Source organism: Microbacterium sp. C-MGS6, assembly GCF_058140415.1.
Window position 1 is genome coordinate 3318722 of record NZ_CM176934.1, and the last position, 20531, is coordinate 3339252.

Consider the following 20531-nt stretch of genomic DNA (forward strand, 5'->3'; position numbering starts at 1 on the left):
TATACGAACGATCGTTCGCCTACTATACGGATGATCGTTCGTATAGTTCGGTGAAGGAGCCCCCATGCCGTCCGCGTCCACCCTCCTCGTCCGCACCCTCCCCGCTGTGGGACGTGTCACTCCCCGCCTCGCCGGCGACCTCGCATACGGACTGTTCTTCTCCACCCGTCCGCGGATGGGCGTGCGTGCCACCGACGCCGCGACCCATGAGGCCGCCCGCCGCGGGAGCATCCTCGTGCGCGACATCCCCGTCACGACCTACACGTGGGGCGGGGGTCCGCGCACCGTGCTGCTGCTGCACGGCTGGCGTGGCCGCGCCTCGCAGTTCGCGCCACTCGTGCGGGAGCTCGTCGCCGAGGGGCTCCGGGTCGTCGCCTTCGACGCTCCGGCCCACGGCTCCTCCGGTGGGCGGAGGACCGACATCCGCGACTGGGTCGAGGCCGCGCAGGAGCTGGAACACACCCACGGCCCCTTCTCCGCCCTCATCGGCCACTCCTTCGGGGGTCTCGCGGCACTGACCGTCGCCCGGACGTCCGGCCCGGTCCCCACCGTCGCCGTCGTCGCCGGTGCCGCGGCTCCCGAGGCTTTCCTCGCCCAGTTCGCGCACGACCTCCGCCTCGACCCCGCCACCGCGGAACGGCTCCGCACCCGCTTCCACCGCCGACTCGGCCTCGATTCCGCCTCCGCCGCCGAGCGATACGATGCGGCCGCGGATCCTCTGCCCGCCGGCACCGCCCTGCTCCTCGTGCACGATCGGGGTGACCGCCGGATGACCGACCAGGACACCCTCAGGCTGCACGCCGCCCACCGCGGCCGCTCCCGCCTCGTCCGCACCGTGGGTCTCGGCCATACGAAAGTGCTGTCGGCGGACCCGACCCTCGATGCGGTGGTCGCCCTCGTGACCGGAGGGCTCGACGCCGTCGATGCGCTCGGCACCGCGACGGGACGGGCAGCCACCGACGCCGCACCGGCAGACCGGGCCGCCGCCCTCCGCAGCGCTACACCCGGATCGGCAGGAAGCCCGCGTCCGGGCCGGCCGCCGCGAACGGCAGCCCGACAGTGGTGATCAGCACCACGAGCGTCACCACGGCCGCCGCGAGCAGCAGGAACAGCACGACGAAGACCACGACGGCGAGCACCCGGTAGCTCCCGGTCTCGGGGACCTCCGGGGCGATCGACCGCTGCGCCCAGTCCTCGGCGGCCGCCGCGGGCTGCTCACCCTGGAGGATCGCGGGCGTCGGACGGGATCGTTCCGAGCGACGGGTCGGGGCCGGAAGCACATCTCCTTCGGCGTCCGGCGCCGCCAGCAGCCCCTCCGGAATCGGCGTCTCCGGTGGCGGGGGCGGGATCACGTCATCGGCGGACGGGATCACCGCATCGGCGGGAGCGATCTCCGGTCCCGCAGCGTCCGGCGGCACTGCCTCGTACGGCGCCCTAGGCTCGTCGGGGGTGGTCCCGCTCGCGTCGCTCATGTCAGCCTCCGACGGCTCCGATGTCGGTCACACCCACGTCCGTGCGGTGGAAGTTCTGGAAGGAGCGGGACGCCGTCGGTCCTCGCTGGCCCTGGTAGCGGTTGCCGTAGGGGCCGGAGCCGTACGGGTTCTCCGCCGGCGAGGTGAGCCGGAAGAAGCAGAGCTGGCCGATCTTCATGCCGGGCCACAGCTTGATCGGCAGCGTCGCCACGTTCGCGAGCTCCAGGGTCACATGCCCGGAGAAACCCGGGTCGATGAAACCGGCGGTCGAGTGGGTGATGAGCCCGAGGCGGCCGAGAGAGGACTTGCCCTCCAGCCGCGCGGCGATGTCGTCCGGCAGGGTGACCTGCTCGAACGTGGCCCCCAGCGCGAACTCGCCGGGGTGCAGGATGAAGGGCTCGTCCGGGTCGACCTCGATCAGCCGTGTGAGCTCGGGCTGATCGACCGAGGGATCGATGAACGGGTACTTGTGGTTGTCGAACAGGCGGAAGTAGCGGTCCAGCCGCACATCGATGCTCGACGGCTGGATCATCTCCGGCGCATGCGGTTCCAGGCCGACGCGGCCGGAGGCGAGTTCTGCTCTGATATCGCGATCGCTGAGAAGCACGGCACAAGCCTAGTCACGAGCGACCCGCGCTTTGGCCATCCGGCCTGCGACAGGTAGGCTTGCTCCACCTGCTCTCGGGCGGGTACGGGGCTGTAGTTCAATGGTAGAACTTCTGCTTCCCAAGCAGACAGCGCGGGTTCGATTCCCGTCAGCCCCTCCACATCTCTGATCCTCGCCTCGACGCGACCGGTTCGGCGTCCCCCTCGCTGACCGGCCGGCATCCATCGAAAGAGGGAGACTTCCCTCCATCGTCTTGACGATGTCGCCGCACGACGCTCCTGGTGGAGTGACAGGTATGGCACATTCTCGCGCTCTTCGGCGCTTTCCCGAGTGGATGACCTCCCGTGGCGGCGCATGGATCATGCTCGGCGTGGTCCTCCTGATCATGACGGCTCTCTTCGGCCTGTTCGGGTCGGCGAAGGCCCCGGCCGGCAACGAGCAGGCCCCCGCGGGATCGGAGTCGGCGCGAGCGAGCGCCCTGCTGGCCGAGTTCCCGAACGCGGATCGCCAGTCCGTGATCGTGGTCGCGTCGCGCAACGACGGCGCGACGCTCTCGGCACAGGACGTCGACGCCCTCGAAAGTCTCCTCCCGGTGCTCGGCACGCACGCGGACGCGGATCCGACCGGGCCTCTCGTGAGCGAGGACGAGAAGGCCGCAGTTCTGGTGACGCCGATCGCGGTCGGTCAGACGAGCACCGACACCGCCGCCGTGATCTCGGCGCTCCGCGCCGACATCGACGAGCACGCCCCGGATGGGATGACCCTGCTCGTGACCGGGGGCCCGGCGTTCGGCGCCGATATCGCCGCCTCCTTCGAAGGGGCCGACTTCACCCTGCTGCTCGTGACCATCCTGATCGTCGCGGTACTCCTCATCGTCACGTACCGGTCACCGGTGCTGTGGCTGCTGCCGCTCGCCGCCGTCGGTCTGGCCGACGGACTCGCCGGCCGCCTGACCGCGGCTGCCGGTTCCGCGTGGGACCTGCAGTTCGACGCCGGGATCATCAGCGTCCTCGTCTTCGGCGCCGGGACCAACTACGCCCTCCTCCTGATCTCGAGGTACCGGGAAGAGCTCGCCACCACCACAAGCCATCGCCGGGCGCTCAGCACCGCGTGGCGGCGGACCGCTCCGGCGATCCTCGCCTCGAACCTCACCGTCGTCCTCGCACTCTTGACGCTCGTCCTCGCGGTGATCCCCGGCACGCACGGGCTCGGCGTCTCCTCCGCGATCGGCCTGCTGGTCGCCCTGGCGTCCGTCCTCTTCCTGCTGCCTCCCCTGCTGGCGGTGTGCGGACGGAACGTGTTCTGGCCGTTCGTCCCTCGTCCCGGAGCTGCCGCACGGCGCGGCGGGGTGTGGCGGACGATCGCGACGCGCGTCGTGAGCCGGCCGGTCGGGAGCCTCCTCGGGGGTGCGGCCCTGCTGGCCGTGATGACGATCGGCCTCGTCGGGACGACCGTCGGGCTCGACCAGGTCGACAAGTTCCGGGTCCCGTCCGAGTCCGCGACGGGTCTCGAGGTGCTCTCGAACCACTTCCCGGCAGGAGAGGCGCAGCCGATCCTCATCGTCACGGACAGCGGCGAAGCCGAAGCCGTCCTCACTGCGGCGCGCGACGTGGAGGGCATCGTCCGCGCCACTCCTGTCGGGACGACGGACGATGAGAAGCTCACGGAGATCCTGGTGACCAGCGAGTATGCGCCCAGCACCGAGGAGAGCCTCGCCCAGATCACCGGACTCCGCGATGCCGTGCACGCTGTCCCGGGGGCCGAGGCGGTCGTCGGCGGCGCGGTGGCGACAGATCTCGACGCCCGTGCCGGAAACGTCGCGGACCTCGGCGTCGTGGTGCCTCTCGTCCTGGCGGTGAGCTTCCTGGTGCTCGTGTTCCTGCTGCGGTCGTTCGTCGCCCCGCTGCTGCTGCTCGCCGTCAATGTGGCGAGCGCCGTAGCCGCCATCGGCGCCGGGGCCTGGCTCAGTCGCGTGCTGTTCGGACAGCACGCGCTCGATCTCCCGGTGCCGCTGCTGGCCTTCCTGTTCCTGGTCGCCCTCGGCATCGACTACACGATCTTCCTCGTCCACCGTGCGCGGACCGAAGCGGCGCTGCGGGGCACGCGGGTGGGCATGGTCGAAGCCGTCGCACACACCGGCAGCGTGATCACGAGCGCCGGCATCGTCCTCGCCGCCGTGTTCGCAGCGCTCGGCGTCCTGCCGCTGGTGACCCTCGGGCAACTCGGGCTGATCGTCGGCGTGGGCGTGATCGTCGACACCCTGGTGGTCAGGACCGTGGTCGTGCCGGCACTCTTCGCGCTCGTCGGCGACCGCATCTGGTGGCCGGGGCGACCTGCCTCCGGACGCGTCGCTGACGCGAGGTGATCACGGTGGAGACCGGTGCACCCGCTCAGGCCACCGGACGATACCGCTGCATGACGGCACCGGAGCGGAACTCCCGCCGCTCCACGAGTTCGAGCCGAAGACGCTCGTGCACGCCGTCGAGCAGCCGAGGGCCGTGCCCCGCGACGACCGGATGCACCACGAACACGTACTCGTCGATCAACCCGAGGTCCGCGAGGGTCGCGGGCAGGGCCACCCCGCCGACCGACAGGCCCTCCCCCGGCTGCACCTTCAGCCGCCGCACGGCCTCGGCGAGGTCGCCGCGCACGAGTTCCGCGTTCCAGTCGACGGCATCGAGCGTCGACGACACCACGTGCTTCGGCATGCCATCGATGACCTCGGCGAAGGGTGTCTCCCATTCCTCCATCCAGTCCGGCCAGACCCCGGATTCCGGACGCCGCCACGCGGCCCGCATCATGTCGTACGTCACCCGGCCGTAGAGCAGGGCGTCGGCGCGCTCCAGCTCCGCGGTCCAGAAGCGCATCGACTCCTCATCCGGCGGGAGCCCCGCCTCGTGATGGCAGCAGCCGTCGAGTGTCACGTTGATCGCGTACCGCAGCGGCCTCATCGGAGCTCTCCAACCGGAATCGGCACCGTCAGCACGTTGCCGGGTGGCGCTAGCGGGCACGCCCACGCCGGGTCGTAGGCGCACGACGGGTTGTACGCGAAGTTGAAGTCGAGCACGATCGTGCCGCGGCGTGGGTCGGCCCCGAGGTCGGCACCCTTGATCGTGTCGATGAGGTAGCGCCCGCCGCCGTACGTCCCCCCGCTCTGCCCGGCGGAGGCATCGCGCACCGGCACGAACAGCCCGCCGCCGTAGGAGGCGAGCCGCCACACGTCGAGCGATCCGGCGTCAGGGATCTCCACGACGCCGACGCGCTCGAACGGCACGACGCCGTCGGTCCCGGTCGCGAACTCGAAGGATGCCGGTTCGGTGTCGAGGATCGGAAGCTCGAACCGCCAGGCGGAGTCGTACGGCGCTATCGGGAGTCCCTCGAACGGTGCCCTGTCCTCCGGAAGGAGGGGCGTCGCCGGGTGCCGCAGCAGCAGCTCGTCGCGCTCGATCCGCCACAGCTCGTGCGCCTCCTCCGGGGAGTCGGCCCGTCGCACCGCTTCGTACAGGGCGAACACCCGCCGCCGCCAGTCGACGACCTCGACGGCCGTCTGCGCATTCGTCATGCGCCCACGGTACGCCGGACGACGGACGCCCGGAATGCCCTCAGCTCCGCGTCACGCGACGCTGACGCCGTGCGGCGAGGCCCACCGCGGCGAGCACGATGACGCCCGTGATGACCCTCCCGAACGTCGCACCCAGTGCGATGTCGTGCACATACTGCACTCCCTGCAGCACCCGGCCCGCGGCGACAAGCGCCGCGAGGGCGATCGCGGCCCACACCATATTCACACCCACCAGGGCGACGGCGATCACGACGGCCGCTCCGAACGCGAGGGTCGCATGGTTCGAGGGGAGGGACCAGTCGCCGACCGGCGGGTATTCCCCGGCGCTCGGCCAGCGCAGGCAGGGACGCCCGGGCTAGCCCTCCGGAAGAGGGACGAAATGAACGGGGGTGCACCAACATCGCCGCATGCGCGGTCCAATAGGCTCTAGGCGCCAAACTGAAAGGGGAATGGTATGACCATTCGCAGATTCGCCGCCGCCGCTCTCGTCTCCGCTGCACTTGTCCTTACAGCGTGCTCGACGACCGATGCGTCTTCCGGTTTGGACGCCAGCTCGGTACAGCCGGCGCAACCCGCCAACCTGGTGGGGGACTGGACGGCCGAGGGTGACAACGTATCCCACATTGCGACCATCACCGAAGACACCATCTCGGTGGACTGGTTCAATGACGAGGACGACTCCCGCTCCGTGTACTGGGTCGGCACCTACGAGGCACCTACGGAGGCCGGCGACTTCGCGTGGGAGTCTGCGCGTGACGAGGAGGCCACTGCCTCCGCTCTTCTCGCTTCTCAGGACGACACGAAGACATTCAACTACGAGGACGGCAAGCTGTCCTTCGAAGTCACTGCCTTGGGCACGACCAAGACGGTGATTCTCGTGCCCGCCGAGTAGCTACTCGTCCTTCCCCCGCACTTGGCCCTGTCCTCCGACGAGGACGGGGCCTTCTGTTTGCTGGCCAGCCAGCGGGCGCAGAACCCCCGCGAGGAAGGTGGGTTCCTCCGGGGGCGTGACCAGCTCGGAGAGGAGCCAGTGCAGGCACTGCACTCGTGTTCACGAGCGACATCAAGCATTGCTCGCATGGCGCGAGGTGTAGGCCACATGGGGGACAGACAGGGGTGTTGGCAAGCTTCTAGGTTGAGAGCAGTGCCCCAGTGTGGGGGCCAAACAACCGGAGGATTGATGAAGATTCGTCATGCCCTTGGGGCAGTCGCAGCCGCTTTGATCGCCAGCGCGCTTGTTGCTGCACCCGCATCCGCTTCCACGAAGGGGAGCATCACCGTCGAGCAGATTCCTGGGGTCATCCAGAATGACCTTGAGCAGCGGGACGAGCTGTTCGCGCTGGCAGAGGAGCAGTCACCCGAGGAAGTCCAGCAGCTCCTTGCCGAAGCGGCGGAGGCACACGTCCCGATGGACATCCTGGTCGACGTCGAGACAGGGGTGCAGATCGCAGCGACGCCGTCGGAGGCCCCGATCTCGACGTTCGCGATCGACATGAAGTGTCTGGACAACCCGGCGAAGCTGACCGTCACCGCCGGCGCGAAGGAAGCGGTGTATTGCTTCCGCGGAACGGGCACATACACCGGAACGTGGGGACCCGCTATCAAGCTGTCCGCGGGCGCCTACACAACGACCGCCTGGTACGGCTCGAGCCTTCAGTATGGTGTCTGGGCCGCGGCGGGCAACACGCAGTACTTCTCGTCGCCTGTGACCGTCAAGAAGATCACGCGTAGCTAACCTACGTGACGTTGACGGGTGCATCGAGAATCTTGATGCACCCGTCAACCATTGACCTCACCCGCGAGTAACGGTGAGCGTCGGAAGGGCGCGGCCTTCAGGGTCAAAGGACACCGCGTACTCCATTGCGAGGCCTGTGCGCCCGCTCGGGACCGAGAGGGCGACAGTCGAGGCGTCTGACTTGCAGACCATGTCTCCGCCATTGGTCGGCGGCGGAGCGGCGGCCAACACGCAGCGGCGTCCTTCCAGATCGACCGCCGACCACACTCGTGATTCTCCGACCTCTCCGAAGTAGACGACCGTGTCTTCCTTGAGCATCCCGATGGACGGTGGCACCGCATGCGCAATCGGCTGGGTAGGCTCATTCGCCTCCAGCGCTAGGCCTGCAACCACGCCGAGCCCCAGAAGCCCGACGCCACCAGCACTCAACAGCCATGCGTTCCTGGAGGAGCCGGAAGAGCCCGTCGCGACCGTCGGCGGGCAGACTGCGCGGCCGCCCTCCTCGTCGCTGTGAGAGGTCACCGGGTTCTCGAGCTCCTCCTCGGCTTCGTCAACGCAAGCTGGAGCTGAAACGGTTTCCCTCGGAGATCTGAGAGAAGCGAGCCGGTCGAGTCCTTCCCTCGTCACGGTGCCGTCCCTCCCGTAGAGAGCCTTCTGAAGGTCGCGGATCTCAGCGTCGTCACCACTCACGCAGATCACTGTAACCAGAGCCAGCGGCTTCTCTTCGTGCCGCGCGGCACACTGGTGGGTACAGCGCGAAGTCGCGCCATCCGAGCGGGCAGGCTCCCTGCGGTTCCGCTGGTTCGCTGTCCGCGACGATAACTCCGCTCCGTGCTTCCGCAGCGACCATCCGCAACCACAGGAGCAGCACCCAAAGGACCGAGACCCGAATGTCCGCGACGGGCACGCCATGATGGACGCATGGACGATGAGGGCCGCAGACGGTTCGAGCTGGCGGGCGTCTCGACCCGACGGATCGTGCAACAGAGTCGTACCCACGTCACACGCATCACCGGGAAGATGCGGAGTTGGGTGCTGAACGCGCCCGCGACGACCGTGATCGGGAGCGACCGAGCAGCCATCCAGCGGGGAAGCCAACGGCTGGCTTTCGACTACCGTTTGGAACACGCGCAATCGATGGCGAATGCATTACTGTCGCACCTTGAAGGGCTGCATTTGCTCATGCAGCACGAGACGTTCTACCCAGTACCGGCGACCCCCATCGCGCGTGCGATCGCAGAGGTCTCCGCTTCCGCGTCGTGGGTTCTCGCGGCCGGCCAAGACTCTGACACGCGGGCCGCACGCGCCTACGCCTCGCTGTTCCACTCCATCCATACGGGCGCGCCAGCCGACCCGGAGAAGGCCGTCGAATTACGCGATCGAGTCATAGAAACACTGGTCGAGGACGGTATCAAGATCAGTCGGAGGATGGATAAGAGGGGCAAGGAAACCGATGACGTGGCGCAAGTGATCGTTGGGAGGGGAAGGGCAAAGACCGCGTTCAACTACTCGTAGCGTCTCAACGACGAGATCCCGTCGATCGCTTCGGCTTATTCCGGTATGTCAGGAATCGTGCATGGCGAGATGAATCACCTGGCGAGCACATGGGCTGGACCAGACACGTACGCACGCCTCGTCGGTTTTGTCGTTTCGGAGGCGATCGAAGCCTGGTCAGCCGCAACACATAGGTGGGTCGGCGTCACTGCTGCACCCTTCATCAACGAAATGGACTTACGAAACCTCGTGGACTCCATGCCCCCCGACTACCTCGACGAGTTCAATCAGCTCTGACAACCGAGGCGCTGAGGACGGGATGAGTCATGCGTCCCAGGTGTCGGGCTGAGGATCGCCGGCATCGGGTCGTGCACACCTCGCTGGGGAGAATCCGGGAGCCCAGAAGCCCTAAGCGAGTTCTTCCATCAGGGCATTTATCACCGGTCCGTCCTTTGGAGCGGTTGGCGGACCTCTGCCAGCCCCAGCTCGCGAGCTCAAAAATTCGGCCTAAGTGATCAAGCACGGCTCCCCCACCGGACACGCACAAGGGCCCGTGACAATCGTCACGGGCCCTTGTGCGTTCCTGAACATTGTCAGGCTGGTGTGAGTCGCCGGCGTCGGGTCACGGTGTGGACCTCGCCTCGCTCAACCTGAGCGGCGGCGATATCCAGTGCCTCAACGAGTGGCTTGTTCGCGAGGACCTTTGCCTCGTAGTCGGAGATCACCGTCACTGGTTCGAGCGTGACGGTGCCGTGCGGGCTGGTGGTCACCCGGTAGTCGCGATCAGCCTGGACGATCTTCCCAAGGCTGAGACGGCCCCGGGCATCTGAATGCACGAGTGTCATGATCTGGTCGGTCCCCTTTAATGTCACTTTCCGCGGCTCCGGGCCGCGTTCTCTCCTAGCTGCTCTCAGCTAGTGATTCAAATGTAGCACGAGTTTAGGGTAGTTGGGCATTCGGGGTTCGGTGGGTTTTGCCCCTAGGGGGGTAAAACCCATGGTATCCTTGTCGTATGGAAGTTTCATTCACCTTGGTGGCGCAGGGCGCCGAAGACACCCTCGACGACCACAGTTACAACCAGTTGTGGGATGTCATCGAACGCATCCTCGAGGACCCGGAGTACGCGCGGCGCGCCCCGTGGTCCGAGTTCGTGTCCACCCGGAAGCTCTATGGGACCAAGGTCCCGGGGACGGACCTCACCGTGTACTGGGCAGTCGAGGGGGACACCCTCAGGGTGCACGTGATCGCCGCCGACCGCGGGCTGTAACCATGGAGGGGTTCGGGCCAACGAACCCTGGACCTCTCCATGGCCTGGACCGCACGCCATTGCCCCGCTCTGTGAGCTGACATAATACTCGATATCGGAGATTCAGCAACCGCTTGAGATTCGTATATTTGTTCTATCCAAGAGGGGCTGGGAACGACTGGGGCCACGGTGAATGTTGCCCGGCGATGGGCAATCCTGGCGCGATGCGCTCTGCCTACCGGCGACAAGCGATCACAAGCGGGATCGGTGCTGGAGGCAGCCAAGCACGGCGCGTGGCGTCGACGGACGATCGAACTCTATGAACCCCGGGGTCGTTTTGGTCGCACCAAGAGTTTCAGCACGCGCTCGGCGTTCTTCCGGCGTTCGCCCCGTCCGAAGGTTGCCATGATCGCGAGGAGCACTTTGAGGCAATAGTGGGCGCTGACCGCGACCAGGGCGACGACCGATGCGGGCGGCGCGGCGTCGAGGAGCTGCGAGAGGTAGTCAGACACCGTGTCTCCGAACTGGCACTAGCGCCCCGTCGCCCGGCGCCGGTCAGGAAAGACAAGGTCAGCTTGGGCTTTTGGTGGGCGGACTGATCCGCAATCTGCGATCGACTCAGCGGACACCTAGCCCGGACCCACGGGGAGGACGGGAGATGACGGCGCGAGCGCAGACCACCTGCGGGGAGACAGGGTGCCGGTCCCGCCGGCTTAGGGCCTCTCCGCCGATGAGACAGGGGGCCGGTCCCGCCGGCTTGGGATCTCATCGATACCCGCTACGCGGGTATCCCGCTGCTACGCAGTCGGGGTAGTGCACCCTCCACTGCTACGCAGTTTTGGAGGGGTATTGCTTCTGCGTACATTCTAGACCAGCTGACGGACAGTCGCACCGAAACGGTCGAGGCGTGCAGGTCCCGAGCAAGCACGGGCAAGCTAGTGCCGAGCTTTCTGGCTTCCCGAGGGTACCCGGGTGTCCGTGCTTCACGCGAGACTGAGATTGACACCAGCGATGCGGCGCTCATGGCTGCTGCTTGCACGTTTCGCATCACCATCACCTAGTTCAAGGAGTTCCGTTGGCATTCATCACTCTTCGTGAGGCCGTCATTGGTGAACACAGCCTCGTCAACACCGACCACATCACGCGCGTGGCGTCGGAGAAGGGCCGTCCGAACAACGCCGTGTCCTCGAAGCGCGTTCTGCGCTTGGAGCTGATCGAGTTCGAGCGCCCCGTGTACTTCGCCCCGGTGAATGTTGATGGCGAACCACTTCCGGATCTGGACGACGATGAGGCCGTCGTGCGCAAGTTTGCAGAGTTCCTGAACGCGTCGCTCATCCGGGCGTGACACCGAGTGGGTAAACGCAACGTACGGATTCCGCCAGCCGTCGCGGGGACGCGCTGGGAGACGCTGCTGCAGTCCTATCAGGCGGCTGTGTGGACGATGAGCTATCAGCCGCTGCGGTACACCAGCATCCTGCTGATTGTCCTGACTCTGTGTTTCGTCGTGGTCGCCGTGGCGCTCTCGGGTGCTCCCTGGTGGGTGCTGCTGGGGGTTGCCGTACTCGTGCTGGCAGCCACCTTGCTGATGGCTTTCGCTCTCCAGTGGGCGCGCATGGAACGCTGCACGTACGCCACTCCCGATGCTCGCCTCGCGATCGTCTCCACGCCGCGCGGCTGGTACCTCGCCGATCACGTGATCCGCCCCGGCGCAACCCTCGAAGGCCACCGGCTTCGTCTCCACGTACGCGACGCGCTGACGACCGTCGCAGACGCCCGTCAGATCATCGTCTACGCGCACACGAAGGATGAGCGTCTCGCGCGGATCTACATGCGCTGCGTTCCGGGAATGAGGATCGCCGCCCGCCGACGAAAGCGCATCCTGCTCGTGCGTGTCCCGCGTCAGCCGGTCGACTGCTCGGACTGACCGACCACCACTGCTCTGAGAACGGATGATCTTCTATCAAGACCCTGGGTAGGGATGGCCGCCGCCCATCTCCGCCGGGCGAGGCGCAGCGTGATCTTGGAGACGACGATGCGTCAGCTGGGCGTCGTCGACGCGACGATTCGCGCGTTTCGCGACAGCGGGTACCGCGTGGAGGTGCGAGCTCTCGCGGTTTCTGGCGCGGTATCTTCTCGGCGCGGTGTCGCGCTTCCTCGGAGGACTGTCGAGCAGCTCGTCGCTGCCGGCATCGTCGACCACATCGCGGTGAGCACCCGGTCACAGCCCGTGCTCTACGATCGCTCCGTCTCCCCGGACACTGCACCCGTCGCCTCGCAGGAGACACGTCGCGCTATCGACGCCGGAGGGCTGCCGAGCACGTTGACGGCGCACGAAGAACAGCGCTGGGCGAGAGAGTGCCTGTCGGCGGCTGTGATGATGTCCCAAGTCCCCGATGCGACGCCCGACTTGCGAACCCACCATGAGGCGCCTCGGCTAAGCAGCGCCAGAGGCCATCCGCGCCACCCATGACGCGGCGGAGGTCCCTTCGACGATCCGAGCGGTGCGCGTCGCTACGGAACGGGCCGCAGACCCGCAGCGGCCCACGCAGCCCCACCCGAGAACCGAGCCGGTCACGGGGCCCTTCGGTTCCGAGGCGAACGGTCCCCGGCTCAACTAACCCCCGCTGCTACGCGTCGATTCCGTTCATCGACGAGGGTGGGGACCCCTTGGTCGCGCGCCGGCGTGATGCGAGAGTGAGAGGCGACGACGATGACTGACCACATCGCCGAGAGCTCGACGGGCAACCCTGTCGAATCTGCTCCCGGCATCCCCTGGGCTGAGGAACAGCGGGCAACCCTGGTGGACCGTGTGCCCTGGACCTATGACCACATCGAGGGTGACTCGCTCCAGTTGGAGGACCTGGACACTCTGATGGATGTCCTGCATCACGTGGAGGGCCGGCGGCGAAGAGCCCCGCACCTGCTCACATGGAGCAGGTCCTCGAGCGCATCAAAGAGGTACTGGCCCACCCCGCCGGATCATTCGAAGATGTGCTGACGCCGGCAGGCGACACTACGGACCTCGGTAGGACCTCCGCGTCAGAGGTTGAACCGGAGTAGCTCACAGCCGAGCAGCGCGAGGATCCTCGATGGAAGGTCTACGAGAGCGAGACCCTCGCGACGGTCTATGAGTTCGACGGTCAGCGACGTGTGCAGCTCTGGACCGAGGGGGAGAGTTCGCCGGGATCCCCGAAGGTCGGAGCTGGCAGGAACAGCCGTGGACCGGCGCTGGCTGAGCCGACGTCGAGGAGGAGATCACAACGACGAGCGATCCGCGCGCCCTGGCTCGCCAGATGGAGTGGTTCCGTGAAGACGTGCAGGCCACGGACCTCGCGCCGCGATCATCTCCGTGTACCCGTCCTCGTACGTCGGGTACGCGAGGTCCCCGAGAACCGAACGCAAGAGCGTGCCGTCGTAGACGAAGCCGCTCGGCGCACTGCCGTCGTCGGGCGGTACCGGCAGACCGAGGCGGTCGGCGAGGAAGGTCATGACGTCTCCCAGAGGAGCGGGTGCCGCATCGACGGCGTGCACGAGCGCCGGGGGCTCCGGCGTCCGCAGCAGCAGGTCGAGAGCGCGCACCAGGTCGATCTCGTGGATCCGGTTCGTGCGGCGACGGTGGGCCACCGGAGCCCCCTCCCTGACCTTCCGGAGGAGGAACTCACGCCCGGGACCGTAGATGCCGGCGGGGCGCACGACCACGGCGTCGAAGAGCTCGACGGCCGCGCGCTCTCCGTCGCGCAGACCGCGGCCGCGACCCGTGGTGGGCACCGGCTCGACCCGCTCGGTCACCGGCTCGGCGCCACCGGCGCCGTCGAACACCCCGGTCGACGAGACGAAGAGCGTCCGCGCGGGCGGGGACGGCAACGCCGCCGCGAGGTGCGAGAGCGCCGTGCGGTACAACGACACGTCCGGCCCGGGTGGCAGCGTCACCACCATCGCGTCGACCTCGGGCAGCGGACCCGTGAGCGGGACGGCGAGGTCGGCGGAGAGCGCCTGCACACCGTCCGGAACCGCTCCGGCACTGCGGCGGAGTGCCACGACGGCGCCTCCGTCCCCGAGGAGCAGCGGCGCGAGCCGGGCGCCGAGTTTCCCGAAGCCGACGAGGAGGGTGCGGCGCGGCGGAGGCGGAGTGGTCATCTCCTCCACCCTCGCACATCGGTGCCGGGCGACGGACGTAGGCTTGATCGGTGACGGAATCGCAGGGACGGGTGTGGACGGGGGTCCTGCGCGTCGGCCCGCACCGCGGCGATCACCGGGTGGCCCTGCGCGCCGCGGTGAGCGTCGCCGTCCCGCTGCTCGTGCTGTGGGCCGTCGGCCGGCTCGACCTCAGCATCTACGCGAGCTTCGGCGCCTTCGCCGCGCTCTACGGCCGGCACGACGTCTTCCGCGACCGGATCCGCATGCAGGCGAGTGCCGGAGGCGTGCTGCTCGGCGCGATGCTGATCGGCACGGCGCTGTCGGTCCTCGCCGCCCCCGCCGTGCTGAGCATCCTCGTCGTCGCACTGGTCGCGGCGGCCGTGACGCTCCTCGCCTACGTCCTGCAGTGGCACCCGCCCGGTCCGCTGTTCACGGTCTTCGCGACCGGCGCATGCGCGACCATCCCCGCCACCGGCGCCTCCTTCGGCGCGGTCCTGCTCGTCGGCGGGGCGAGCGTGCTCTTCGGCCTCGCACTCACCGTCCTCGTCGCCGTGGTCACCCGGAGCACGGCGGAGGCGCCGCCGCGACGGCGCCCGTCCGTGGGCCCGGTCGCCGCCGAGATGGCCGCCTCGGTCGCCGTCGCGATCGTCGGTGCCGGAGTCGTGGGCCTGCTCCTCGGCGGCACTCACTGGTACTGGGCGGCGGTCGGCGCGGTGGCGGCAGTCAGCGGCGCGCAGCTCAACGCCCGCGTGATCCGCGGCATCCAGCGCCTCGTCGGCACGCTGCTCGGCGTGCTGGTGGCCGCCGGGATCCTCGCTCTCGACATGCCGCCTCTCGCCGTGATCGCTGTCGTGGTGGTCCTGCAGGGGACGGCGGAACTGTTCATCGGCCGCAACTACGGCATCGCCATGGTGTTCGTCACTCCGCTGGCCCTCCTGATGGTGCACCTGGCCGCACCCACCCCGGTCGCCGACCTGCTGACCGATCGCGTCCTGGAGACGATCATCGGCGTCCTCGTCGGCACGATCGTCGCCGTCGCGTCGGCCGCGCTGCGGCGGCGGGGTCGGCGCCGCCCCTGACGACACGACGAAGCGCCGCACCCCGGAAGGATGCGGCGCTCCGTCGATCGTGTCTACTCGGCGTCCGCAGCGATCTTCCGCGCGTCGTCGGCGTTGAGCACCCGGAACAGCAGCGCCGCGATGATCGCACCGGCCGCGGGAGCCACGATGTAGAGCCAAAGGGAGCTCCACGCGAAGTGCCCGCTGACCGAGAGGCCGAGCGCCACCGCGGGGTTGAATCCGCCACCCGAGATGGAGCCGACCGTCGCCGCACCGACGAAGACGGTCGCACCGATCGCGAGTCCGTAGAACGAGTTGCCCGCCGTGTCCTTCGAGGTGGCGGAGTTCAGCACGACCCAGACGAGGATCAGGGTGAACAGCGCCTCGACGAGGAACGCCGGGCCGACCTCGATGACCATCGCCTTCTCCCCCGCCGGCCAGACGGCGAGAGCCACGAGAGCGGCGAGCGCCCCGCCGGCGAACTGCGCGACGAGGTAGGAGACGAAGTCGGCGACGCTGAGCCCGCCGCGCAGGAACACGCCCAGCGAGACCGCCGGGTTGAGGTGGGCGCCGGAGATGTGGCCCGTGGAGTACACGAGCACCATCAACGTGAAGCCGATCGCGAGCGGGGTGAGCGGGCTTCCGCTGTTCACCGCGGCGATGATGGCGAGGACGAAGAGGAACGTGGCGATCGCTTCTGCGAGCGCCTTACGAGGTGTACCGATCATGAGAGTGTCCTTCTGTGGATCGCAGGCGGCCCCCCGTCTCCCCGGAACGGTCCGGGCGACGACCCGCCTTGCGGCACTGAGGATAGCGCGAGGTCGTCCTGTGCTGGCTCATTGGCGGCGGGACTGTCAAGCCCGTCGCCCCCACCGGCTTCCGGGCCGTACCGTGCAAGGATGACCGCCCAGACCGAGCCGCGCGCCGAGACACCCACCCGGCTGCGCCGCGCCATCACCGGCCCCCTCCTGTTCGCGTTCATCCTCGGTGACGTCCTGGGCGCGGGGATCTATGCGCTCATGGGCGTGCTGTCGGAGGACGTGGGCGGTCTGCTCTGGGCACCGCTCGTCCTCGCCCTCCTTCTCGCCATGCTCACCGCCGGCTCGTATGCGGAACTCGTCACCAAGTATCCGCGCGCCGGCGGCGCCGCGGTCTTCGCCGAGCGCGCGTTCCACAGCCCGCTGGTCTCCTTCCTCGTCGGCTTCAGCATGCTCGCGGCGGGTGTGACCAGCGCGGCCGGTCTCGCCATCGCCTTCGCCGGCGACTACCTCAGCACCTTCATCGACCTGCCGACCATCCCGGTCGCGATCGTCTTCCTCGCGATCGTCGGCCTGCTCAACGCCCGCGGCATCCGCGAGTCGATGGGCGCGAACCTCGTGATGACGGCGATCGAGCTCAGCGGCCTCGTCATCGTGATCGTCGTCGTGGCGGTGTTCGTCGGCGGCGGGGGCGGCGACCTGTCCCGGGCGACGCAGGTGCCGGAGGGGGCGAACGTCGCGCTGGCGGTGCTCTCCGGCGCGGTGATCGCGTACTACTCCTTCGTCGGCTTCGAGACCTCCGCCAACATGATCGAAGAGGTCAAGGACCCGCGGCGGACCTATCCCCGCGCGCTGTTCGGAGCACTCCTCACCGCGGGCGTCGTGTATGTACTCGTCGGCATCGCCAGCGCCGTCGCCCTGCCGGCGTCCGAACTGCAGGAGTCCAGCGGTCCGCTGCTCGCGGTCGTCGAGGCCACCGGGGTCAGCGTCCCGTCCTGGCTGTTCAGCCTCATCGCCCTCATCGCAGTCGCCAACGGTGCGCTGCTCACGATGATCATGGTCAGCCGCCTCACCTACGGCATGGCGGAGCAGAACCTCCTGCCGTCGGTGCTCGGGCGCGTCCTGCCGAAGCGGAAGACCCCGTGGGTCGCGATCCTGACCACGACGCTCGTGGCGATGGGCCTCACGCTGGTCGGAGACCTCGCGACCCTCGCCGAGACCGTCGTGCTGCTGCTGCTCGTCGTCTTCCTGAGCGTGAACATCTCGGTGCTGGTCCTGCGCCGCGACAAGGTCGAGCACGACCACTTCCGCGTGTGGACGTTCGTCCCGGTGCTGGGCATCGCGTCCTGCATCCTGCTGCTCACCCAGCAGCGTCCGCAGGTGTGGCTGTTCGGCGCCATCCTCCTCGCCGTCGGCGGGGTGCTCTACGCTGTCGCCCGATGGACCCGCAATCGATCGAAGACCGCCGACACGAAGGAGAGCCATGAGCACGCCTGACAACGCCGCTGACGAGACGTTCGAGGAGAACCGTCACGACCAGCTGACCTCCGCTCCCGATGCCACGGAGGCCGACGCCGCGCCGCGCGTGGACGTCTCGGAGCACGACGGCAACACGCGCATCGACATCCGCGACGACGCGGAGGTGCGCCCGGGCCCCGGTCCTGGCATGCCGGAGGCCGACGGCGAGGACTGATCCGGCGCCGTCGGGCGCTACAGCCAGCCCTTGCGCTTGAACGCCGCGTAGAGCCCGACGCCCATCGCCACCATGAGCAGCACCGCCATAGGGTACCCGAGTGCCCAGTGCAGCTCCGGCATGTGGTCGAAGTTCATGCCGTAGACGGTGCCGACGAGCGTCGGAGCGAAGAGGATCGCCGCCCAGCCGGAGATCTTCTTCACCTCATCGTTCTGGCGGATGCTGAGTTCCGTCATCCGTCGCATCTCGTCGTTCTGGCGTCGCGCGACGATGGTCGACTCGACCGTGAGGGCGTTGTCGAGGACGGAGCGGAAGGTCGTCGCCTTGTCGCTCACGCGCAGGGTGTGGTCGAGGACGTCCCGCAGGTACCGCTGGAGCTCCTCGCTCACGCGGTACTTCTCGGATCCGCGGAGCAGCGCCTCGAGCATGCCGGTCAGCGGCTGCGTCGCCCGCTGGAAGTCGATCACCTCGCGACCGAGGTCGTAGATCCGCTGGGTCGCGTCCGCGTCCTCCTCGAAGAGCTGACCCTCGATCTCGTCGATGTCGTTCTCGAGTCCGGCGAGGACCGGGGAGTACTCGTCGACGACCTCGTCGAGGATCGCGTAGAGCACCGCCTCAGGGCCGTGGGCGAGCAGAGCGGGATCGGCCTCGAGCCGGCGACGCACGCGGCCGAGGTCCGGCGACTCCGCATGACGGATCGTCACGACGAAGTCGGGTCCTACCAGCACGTGCACCTCGCCGAACTCGACCTCCTCGCGCTCGTCGAGATAGCGGGCGGGGCGGAGGACCATGAACAGCACGTCGCCGTACCGCTCCAGCTTGGCGCGCTGGTGACCGGAGAGCGCGTCCTCCACGACCAGCTCGTGGATGCCGAACTCGTCAGCCACGGCGCGGATCTCCTCGGGGCTCGGCCGATACAGACCGATCCACCCCATGCCCCGTCGTTCGCGGATCCGCTCGAACGTGTCGTTCAGGCTCTGCGGGTTCTCGGTGCGCACGCCATCGACGTAGACGGCGTTGTCGACGATCGCCATGCGGACCTCCTGCTCGTCGAAGACGCGCTCAGCCGGCCGGAGGGACGCACGCGAGCGCGGCGTTCGCGATCGCCGTGTGATACTGCTCGGCCGTATAGGGAAGACCGAACTCCGGAGCCGTCTCCCCGGCCGCCGCGGGAGCCTTGGAGGCGATCGCCGCCAGCTCCCAGGAGAGTTGCTGGGCGAAGCGCGCACCGCCCGTGGAGTCGTTCAGCACCACGGCCACCGTGAAGCCGGTCGTCGGGTCGGAGTACGCCGCCGTCGCGTAGCCGGGAGTCCAGCCGTGCTGACCGATCATAGAACCGACGATGTAGGCGCCACCGGTCGCCTGGTACCACGATGGTGCCTTGTCGTACGCGGGGAGCGGCGACGCGAAGCGGTCCGGCTCGTCCTTCGTGCGCAGCACCTGCTTGGCCTCAGCCTGCATGTACCGCCCGAGGTCGGTGATCGTCGACACCACACCCGAATCGGTGAAGCCGGTGCTGGAGGACATCGTCGTGATGTCGACGGGCGCGGCGCAGGTGAAACCGCCCTCGACGGCTCCCATGTAGTGTCCGCTGAGCGACGCCCCCTCCGACGGCGGTGCCGCAGCGGGCGACGGCAGCGAGGTGTCGGCGAGCTCCAGCGGCTCGGTGACGTACTCGGCGATCAGTTCGCGCGCGCTCATCCCCGAGGCGCGCTCCAACGCGAGGCCGAGGAGAAGGTATCCGGCGTCGGAGTCGCGGAACGTGGTCTGCGGAGCGACGCGCGCGCGGCCGAGACCGTAACCCGCGAGCTCGAGGGGCGCCCAGACCCGCTCCGGCGTGTTCAGCCACGCGCTCTTGACCGTCGCCTCGGACGAACCGGCGCCACTGGTTCCGTTGCACAGATCGAGGAGAGTGACATCGGCCATGTCGGCGACGCCCGAGACGTACTCCGGCACCTTCGCGTCGAGCTCCACGGTGCCCTCGTCGGCGAGCGCGTAGAGGACGTCGCAGGTCATCAACCGGGTGATGTCGGCGATGCGGAACGACATGTCGGTGGAGAGCTCGCCGCCGTCCGCCTTGTCCTGCGTGCCCGTGGCGGCGACCCAGGTGCCGCTCCACGGCACCCAGACCCCGACGATCGCCCCGCTGGCCCCGGAGGCCGCGAGCGCGTTGTCGACCGCGCCCTGCAGCGCCGCGACCGTGTCGTCGGGAAGCGTGGCGTCGACCTGCGGGGGTGGCGTATAGCTGAAGGAGCCCTCGGAGGAGCATCCGGTGAGGACGAGACCGAGAACGGCCGCCGTGGCCGCTGCGGCGCGCCACCGGCGCGACGAGAGAAGCTGCATGTGTGGGAACCCCCGAAGACGTGTCCCCTGAGTCTAGAACGCGGATGCTGAAAGTCGGCCCCGCGTGGCGTCGTAGGGTGTCCCTGTGCCCCATGATTTCGATGCCGACGTGATCGCCGCCGTCCTCCGCCACATGAACGGCGACCACACGGACGACAACCTCCTCATCGCCCGCGCCTTCGCCGAACCGTGCGCGGAGGCGATCGACGGGGCGGTGATGACCGGCTTCGACGGGCAGGTCGGGGTCTGGGAGATCTCCCGCGGTGGCTCGACGTCGGAGCTCCGCGTCCCGTGGCCCGGCGGTCCGATCACCGAGCGCCGAGAGGTGCGCCGCGAGGTCGTGGCCCTGTACGACGCGGCCTGCGCGCGCCTGGGCATCGAACCGCGTCCGCACGACTGAGTCGTCCCGCACAGTTCGGGCTTCCG

Annotated in this window: 26 protein-coding genes and 1 tRNA gene; 15 read left to right on the forward strand and 12 right to left on the reverse strand. The window is 68.3% G+C overall.

Annotated features, from left to right (window positions below; all coding sequences use genetic code 11):
• The first annotated feature begins 64 nt into the window (after positions 1-64).
• Entirely contained in the window at positions 65-1066 is a 1002-nt protein-coding gene (locus tag AC3B5L_RS16385; protein WP_259952488.1) for an alpha/beta hydrolase, read from the forward strand.
• On the opposite strand, the gene AC3B5L_RS16390 is transcribed toward AC3B5L_RS16385, so the two are convergent.
• Together AC3B5L_RS16390 and dcd are read right to left on the reverse strand one after the other, a co-directional pair.
• Entirely contained in the window at positions 999-1472 is a 474-nt protein-coding gene (locus AC3B5L_RS16390; RefSeq protein WP_259952489.1) for a hypothetical protein, read from the reverse strand. The two genes, AC3B5L_RS16385 and AC3B5L_RS16390, sit on opposite strands and share 68 nt — an antisense overlap.
• Position 1473: 1 nt before the next feature.
• Complete coding sequence (gene dcd / locus AC3B5L_RS16395; RefSeq protein ID WP_025102697.1) at positions 1474-2079, reverse strand: dCTP deaminase; 606 nt, start codon at positions 2077-2079, stop codon at positions 1474-1476.
• An 86-nt stretch (positions 2080-2165) separates the two neighbouring features.
• Between dcd and AC3B5L_RS16400 the strand changes: the two genes are divergently transcribed.
• Both AC3B5L_RS16400 and AC3B5L_RS16405 read left to right on the forward strand, forming a co-directional pair.
• Positions 2166-2239 (forward strand) — tRNA-Gly (locus AC3B5L_RS16400).
• 174 nt (positions 2240-2413) lie between these two features.
• Complete coding sequence (locus AC3B5L_RS16405; protein ID WP_259952490.1) at positions 2414-4444, forward strand: MMPL family transporter; 2031 nt, start codon at positions 2414-2416, stop codon at positions 4442-4444.
• 25 nt (positions 4445-4469) lie between these two features.
• Here AC3B5L_RS16405 and AC3B5L_RS16410 read toward each other — a convergent pair whose 3' ends face one another.
• Genes AC3B5L_RS16410 through AC3B5L_RS16420 form a run of 3 tightly spaced genes read right to left on the reverse strand, consistent with a single transcriptional unit; the run spans position 4470 to position 5981 of the window.
• Positions 4470-5030, reverse strand: a complete 561-nt coding sequence (locus tag AC3B5L_RS16410; RefSeq protein ID WP_259952491.1) for a dihydrofolate reductase family protein — start codon at positions 5028-5030, stop codon at positions 4470-4472.
• On the reverse strand, positions 5027-5641 hold the full coding sequence (locus AC3B5L_RS16415; protein ID WP_259952500.1) for a DUF1684 domain-containing protein: 615 nt from the start codon (positions 5639-5641) through the stop codon (positions 5027-5029). Before AC3B5L_RS16415 ends, AC3B5L_RS16410 begins: the two co-directional genes overlap by 4 nt.
• 40 nt (positions 5642-5681) lie before the next feature.
• Positions 5682-5981, reverse strand: coding sequence for a phosphatase PAP2 family protein (locus tag AC3B5L_RS16420; protein ID WP_259952715.1), 300 nt, complete (start codon positions 5979-5981; stop codon positions 5682-5684).
• Positions 5982-6095: 114 nt separating this feature from the next.
• On the opposite strand from AC3B5L_RS16420, the gene AC3B5L_RS16425 reads away from it, so the two are divergent.
• Both AC3B5L_RS16425 and AC3B5L_RS16430 read left to right on the forward strand, forming a co-directional pair.
• A complete protein-coding gene (locus AC3B5L_RS16425) occupies positions 6096-6533 on the forward strand; it encodes a hypothetical protein (protein WP_259952501.1) in 438 nt (145 codons plus the stop codon).
• Positions 6534-6821: 288 nt separating this feature from the next.
• Positions 6822-7376, forward strand: a complete 555-nt coding sequence (locus AC3B5L_RS16430) for a hypothetical protein (RefSeq protein ID WP_259952502.1) — start codon at positions 6822-6824, stop codon at positions 7374-7376.
• Between the two features lie 57 nt (positions 7377-7433).
• On the opposite strand, the gene AC3B5L_RS16435 is transcribed toward AC3B5L_RS16430, so the two are convergent.
• Complete coding sequence (locus AC3B5L_RS16435) at positions 7434-8066, reverse strand: hypothetical protein (protein WP_259952503.1); 633 nt, start codon at positions 8064-8066, stop codon at positions 7434-7436.
• Positions 8067-8297: 231 nt separating this feature from the next.
• Here AC3B5L_RS16435 and AC3B5L_RS16440 point away from each other — a divergent pair, with 231 nt between their 5' ends.
• The gene (locus AC3B5L_RS16440) at positions 8298-8891 is read left to right on the forward strand and encodes a hypothetical protein (protein ID WP_490095987.1); all 594 of its coding nucleotides are present in this window, start codon (positions 8298-8300) and stop codon (positions 8889-8891) included.
• Positions 8892-9463: 572 nt separating this feature from the next.
• Here AC3B5L_RS16440 and AC3B5L_RS16445 read toward each other — a convergent pair.
• A complete protein-coding gene (locus AC3B5L_RS16445; protein WP_259952506.1) occupies positions 9464-9715 on the reverse strand; it encodes a hypothetical protein in 252 nt (83 codons plus the stop codon).
• Between the two features lie 167 nt (positions 9716-9882).
• Here AC3B5L_RS16445 and AC3B5L_RS16450 point away from each other — a divergent pair, with 167 nt between their 5' ends.
• Positions 9883-10137, forward strand: a complete 255-nt coding sequence (locus tag AC3B5L_RS16450; RefSeq protein WP_259952507.1) for a hypothetical protein — start codon at positions 9883-9885, stop codon at positions 10135-10137.
• Positions 10138-10433: 296 nt separating this feature from the next.
• Here AC3B5L_RS16450 and AC3B5L_RS16455 read toward each other — a convergent pair whose 3' ends face one another.
• Positions 10434-10628 (reverse strand): hypothetical protein, encoded by a 195-nt coding sequence (locus AC3B5L_RS16455; protein WP_259952512.1) that lies wholly within the window; start codon positions 10626-10628, stop codon positions 10434-10436.
• Positions 10629-11191: 563 nt separating this feature from the next.
• Here AC3B5L_RS16455 and AC3B5L_RS16460 point away from each other — a divergent pair.
• The 4 genes from AC3B5L_RS16460 to AC3B5L_RS16475 all read left to right on the forward strand — a co-directional run bounded on the left by AC3B5L_RS16460 (position 11192) and on the right by AC3B5L_RS16475 (position 13114).
• Entirely contained in the window at positions 11192-11461 is a 270-nt protein-coding gene (locus tag AC3B5L_RS16460) for a hypothetical protein (protein ID WP_259952513.1), read from the forward strand.
• A 6-nt stretch (positions 11462-11467) separates the two neighbouring features.
• Positions 11468-12040 carry a hypothetical protein gene (locus AC3B5L_RS16465; protein ID WP_259952514.1) on the forward strand — a complete coding sequence of 191 codons (573 nt, stop codon included), beginning with the start codon at positions 11468-11470 and terminating at the stop codon, positions 12038-12040.
• 15 nt (positions 12041-12055) lie between these two features.
• Positions 12056-12586: a zeta toxin family protein gene (locus AC3B5L_RS16470; protein WP_490096414.1), complete on the forward strand. Its 531-nt coding sequence runs from the start codon at positions 12056-12058 to the stop codon at positions 12584-12586.
• Between the two features lie 240 nt (positions 12587-12826).
• Positions 12827-13114, forward strand: coding sequence for a hypothetical protein (locus AC3B5L_RS16475; RefSeq protein ID WP_259952521.1), 288 nt, complete (start codon positions 12827-12829; stop codon positions 13112-13114).
• Positions 13115-13371: 257 nt separating this feature from the next.
• Here the strand turns inward: AC3B5L_RS16475 and AC3B5L_RS16480 are convergent, their stop codons facing one another.
• A complete protein-coding gene (locus AC3B5L_RS16480; RefSeq protein WP_259952522.1) occupies positions 13372-14253 on the reverse strand; it encodes a Rossmann-fold NAD(P)-binding domain-containing protein in 882 nt (293 codons plus the stop codon).
• 50 nt (positions 14254-14303) lie between these two features.
• Between AC3B5L_RS16480 and AC3B5L_RS16485 the strand changes: the two genes are divergently transcribed.
• Positions 14304-15332 carry an FUSC family protein gene (locus tag AC3B5L_RS16485; RefSeq protein WP_259952524.1) on the forward strand — a complete coding sequence of 343 codons (1029 nt, stop codon included), beginning with the start codon at positions 14304-14306 and terminating at the stop codon, positions 15330-15332.
• A 53-nt stretch (positions 15333-15385) separates the two neighbouring features.
• Here the strand turns inward: AC3B5L_RS16485 and AC3B5L_RS16490 are convergent, their stop codons facing one another.
• The gene (locus AC3B5L_RS16490; RefSeq protein ID WP_187662677.1) at positions 15386-16039 is read right to left on the reverse strand and encodes an MIP/aquaporin family protein; all 654 of its coding nucleotides are present in this window, start codon (positions 16037-16039) and stop codon (positions 15386-15388) included.
• 171 nt (positions 16040-16210) lie between these two features.
• On the opposite strand from AC3B5L_RS16490, the gene AC3B5L_RS16495 reads away from it, so the two are divergent.
• Together AC3B5L_RS16495 and AC3B5L_RS16500 are read left to right on the forward strand one after the other, a co-directional pair.
• Entirely contained in the window at positions 16211-17566 is a 1356-nt protein-coding gene (locus tag AC3B5L_RS16495) for an APC family permease (RefSeq protein ID WP_187662678.1), read from the forward strand.
• The gene (locus tag AC3B5L_RS16500) at positions 17553-17762 is read left to right on the forward strand and encodes a multidrug transporter (protein ID WP_259952527.1); all 210 of its coding nucleotides are present in this window, start codon (positions 17553-17555) and stop codon (positions 17760-17762) included. Before AC3B5L_RS16495 ends, AC3B5L_RS16500 begins: the two co-directional genes overlap by 14 nt.
• Positions 17763-17779: 17 nt before the next feature.
• Here AC3B5L_RS16500 and corA read toward each other — a convergent pair whose 3' ends face one another.
• Together corA and AC3B5L_RS16510 are read right to left on the reverse strand one after the other, a co-directional pair.
• On the reverse strand, positions 17780-18796 hold the full coding sequence (corA, locus tag AC3B5L_RS16505) for a magnesium/cobalt transporter CorA (protein ID WP_187662680.1): 1017 nt from the start codon (positions 18794-18796) through the stop codon (positions 17780-17782).
• Positions 18797-18824: 28 nt separating this feature from the next.
• A complete protein-coding gene (locus AC3B5L_RS16510) occupies positions 18825-20105 on the reverse strand; it encodes a serine hydrolase domain-containing protein (protein ID WP_187662681.1) in 1281 nt (426 codons plus the stop codon).
• 85 nt (positions 20106-20190) lie between these two features.
• On the opposite strand from AC3B5L_RS16510, the gene AC3B5L_RS16515 reads away from it, so the two are divergent.
• Positions 20191-20505, forward strand: coding sequence for a DUF2470 domain-containing protein (locus AC3B5L_RS16515; RefSeq protein ID WP_259952531.1), 315 nt, complete (start codon positions 20191-20193; stop codon positions 20503-20505).
• The last annotated feature ends 26 nt before the right edge of the window (positions 20506-20531 follow it).

Excerpts from the sequence above, each read along its gene's own strand:
- AC3B5L_RS16450 (WP_259952507.1), top strand. The coding sequence starts at position 9,883 with ATGGAAGTTTCATTCACCTTGGTGGCGCAGGGCGCCGAAGACACCCTC.
- AC3B5L_RS16415 (WP_259952500.1), bottom strand. The coding sequence starts at position 5,641 with ATGACGAATGCGCAGACGGCCGTCGAGGTCGTCGACTGGCGGCGGCGG.
- AC3B5L_RS16490 (WP_187662677.1), bottom strand. The coding sequence starts at position 16,039 with ATGATCGGTACACCTCGTAAGGCGCTCGCAGAAGCGATCGCCACGTTC.
- AC3B5L_RS16385 (WP_259952488.1), top strand. The coding sequence starts at position 65 with ATGCCGTCCGCGTCCACCCTCCTCGTCCGCACCCTCCCCGCTGTGGGA.
- AC3B5L_RS16425 (WP_259952501.1), top strand. The coding sequence starts at position 6,096 with ATGACCATTCGCAGATTCGCCGCCGCCGCTCTCGTCTCCGCTGCACTT.
- AC3B5L_RS16430 (WP_259952502.1), top strand. The coding sequence starts at position 6,822 with ATGAAGATTCGTCATGCCCTTGGGGCAGTCGCAGCCGCTTTGATCGCC.
- AC3B5L_RS16440 (WP_490095987.1), top strand. The coding sequence starts at position 8,298 with ATGGACGATGAGGGCCGCAGACGGTTCGAGCTGGCGGGCGTCTCGACC.
- AC3B5L_RS16410 (WP_259952491.1), bottom strand. The coding sequence starts at position 5,030 with ATGAGGCCGCTGCGGTACGCGATCAACGTGACACTCGACGGCTGCTGC.
- AC3B5L_RS16495 (WP_187662678.1), top strand. The coding sequence starts at position 16,211 with ATGACCGCCCAGACCGAGCCGCGCGCCGAGACACCCACCCGGCTGCGC.
- AC3B5L_RS16405 (WP_259952490.1), top strand. The coding sequence starts at position 2,414 with ATGACCTCCCGTGGCGGCGCATGGATCATGCTCGGCGTGGTCCTCCTG.
- corA (WP_187662680.1), bottom strand. The coding sequence starts at position 18,796 with ATGGCGATCGTCGACAACGCCGTCTACGTCGATGGCGTGCGCACCGAG.
- AC3B5L_RS16445 (WP_259952506.1), bottom strand. The coding sequence starts at position 9,715 with ATGACACTCGTGCATTCAGATGCCCGGGGCCGTCTCAGCCTTGGGAAG.
- AC3B5L_RS16475 (WP_259952521.1), top strand. The coding sequence starts at position 12,827 with ATGACTGACCACATCGCCGAGAGCTCGACGGGCAACCCTGTCGAATCT.
- AC3B5L_RS16390 (WP_259952489.1), bottom strand. The coding sequence starts at position 1,472 with ATGAGCGACGCGAGCGGGACCACCCCCGACGAGCCTAGGGCGCCGTAC.
- AC3B5L_RS16480 (WP_259952522.1), bottom strand. The coding sequence starts at position 14,253 with ATGACCACTCCGCCTCCGCCGCGCCGCACCCTCCTCGTCGGCTTCGGG.
- AC3B5L_RS16510 (WP_187662681.1), bottom strand. The coding sequence starts at position 20,105 with ATGCAGCTTCTCTCGTCGCGCCGGTGGCGCGCCGCAGCGGCCACGGCG.
- AC3B5L_RS16500 (WP_259952527.1), top strand. The coding sequence starts at position 17,553 with ATGAGCACGCCTGACAACGCCGCTGACGAGACGTTCGAGGAGAACCGT.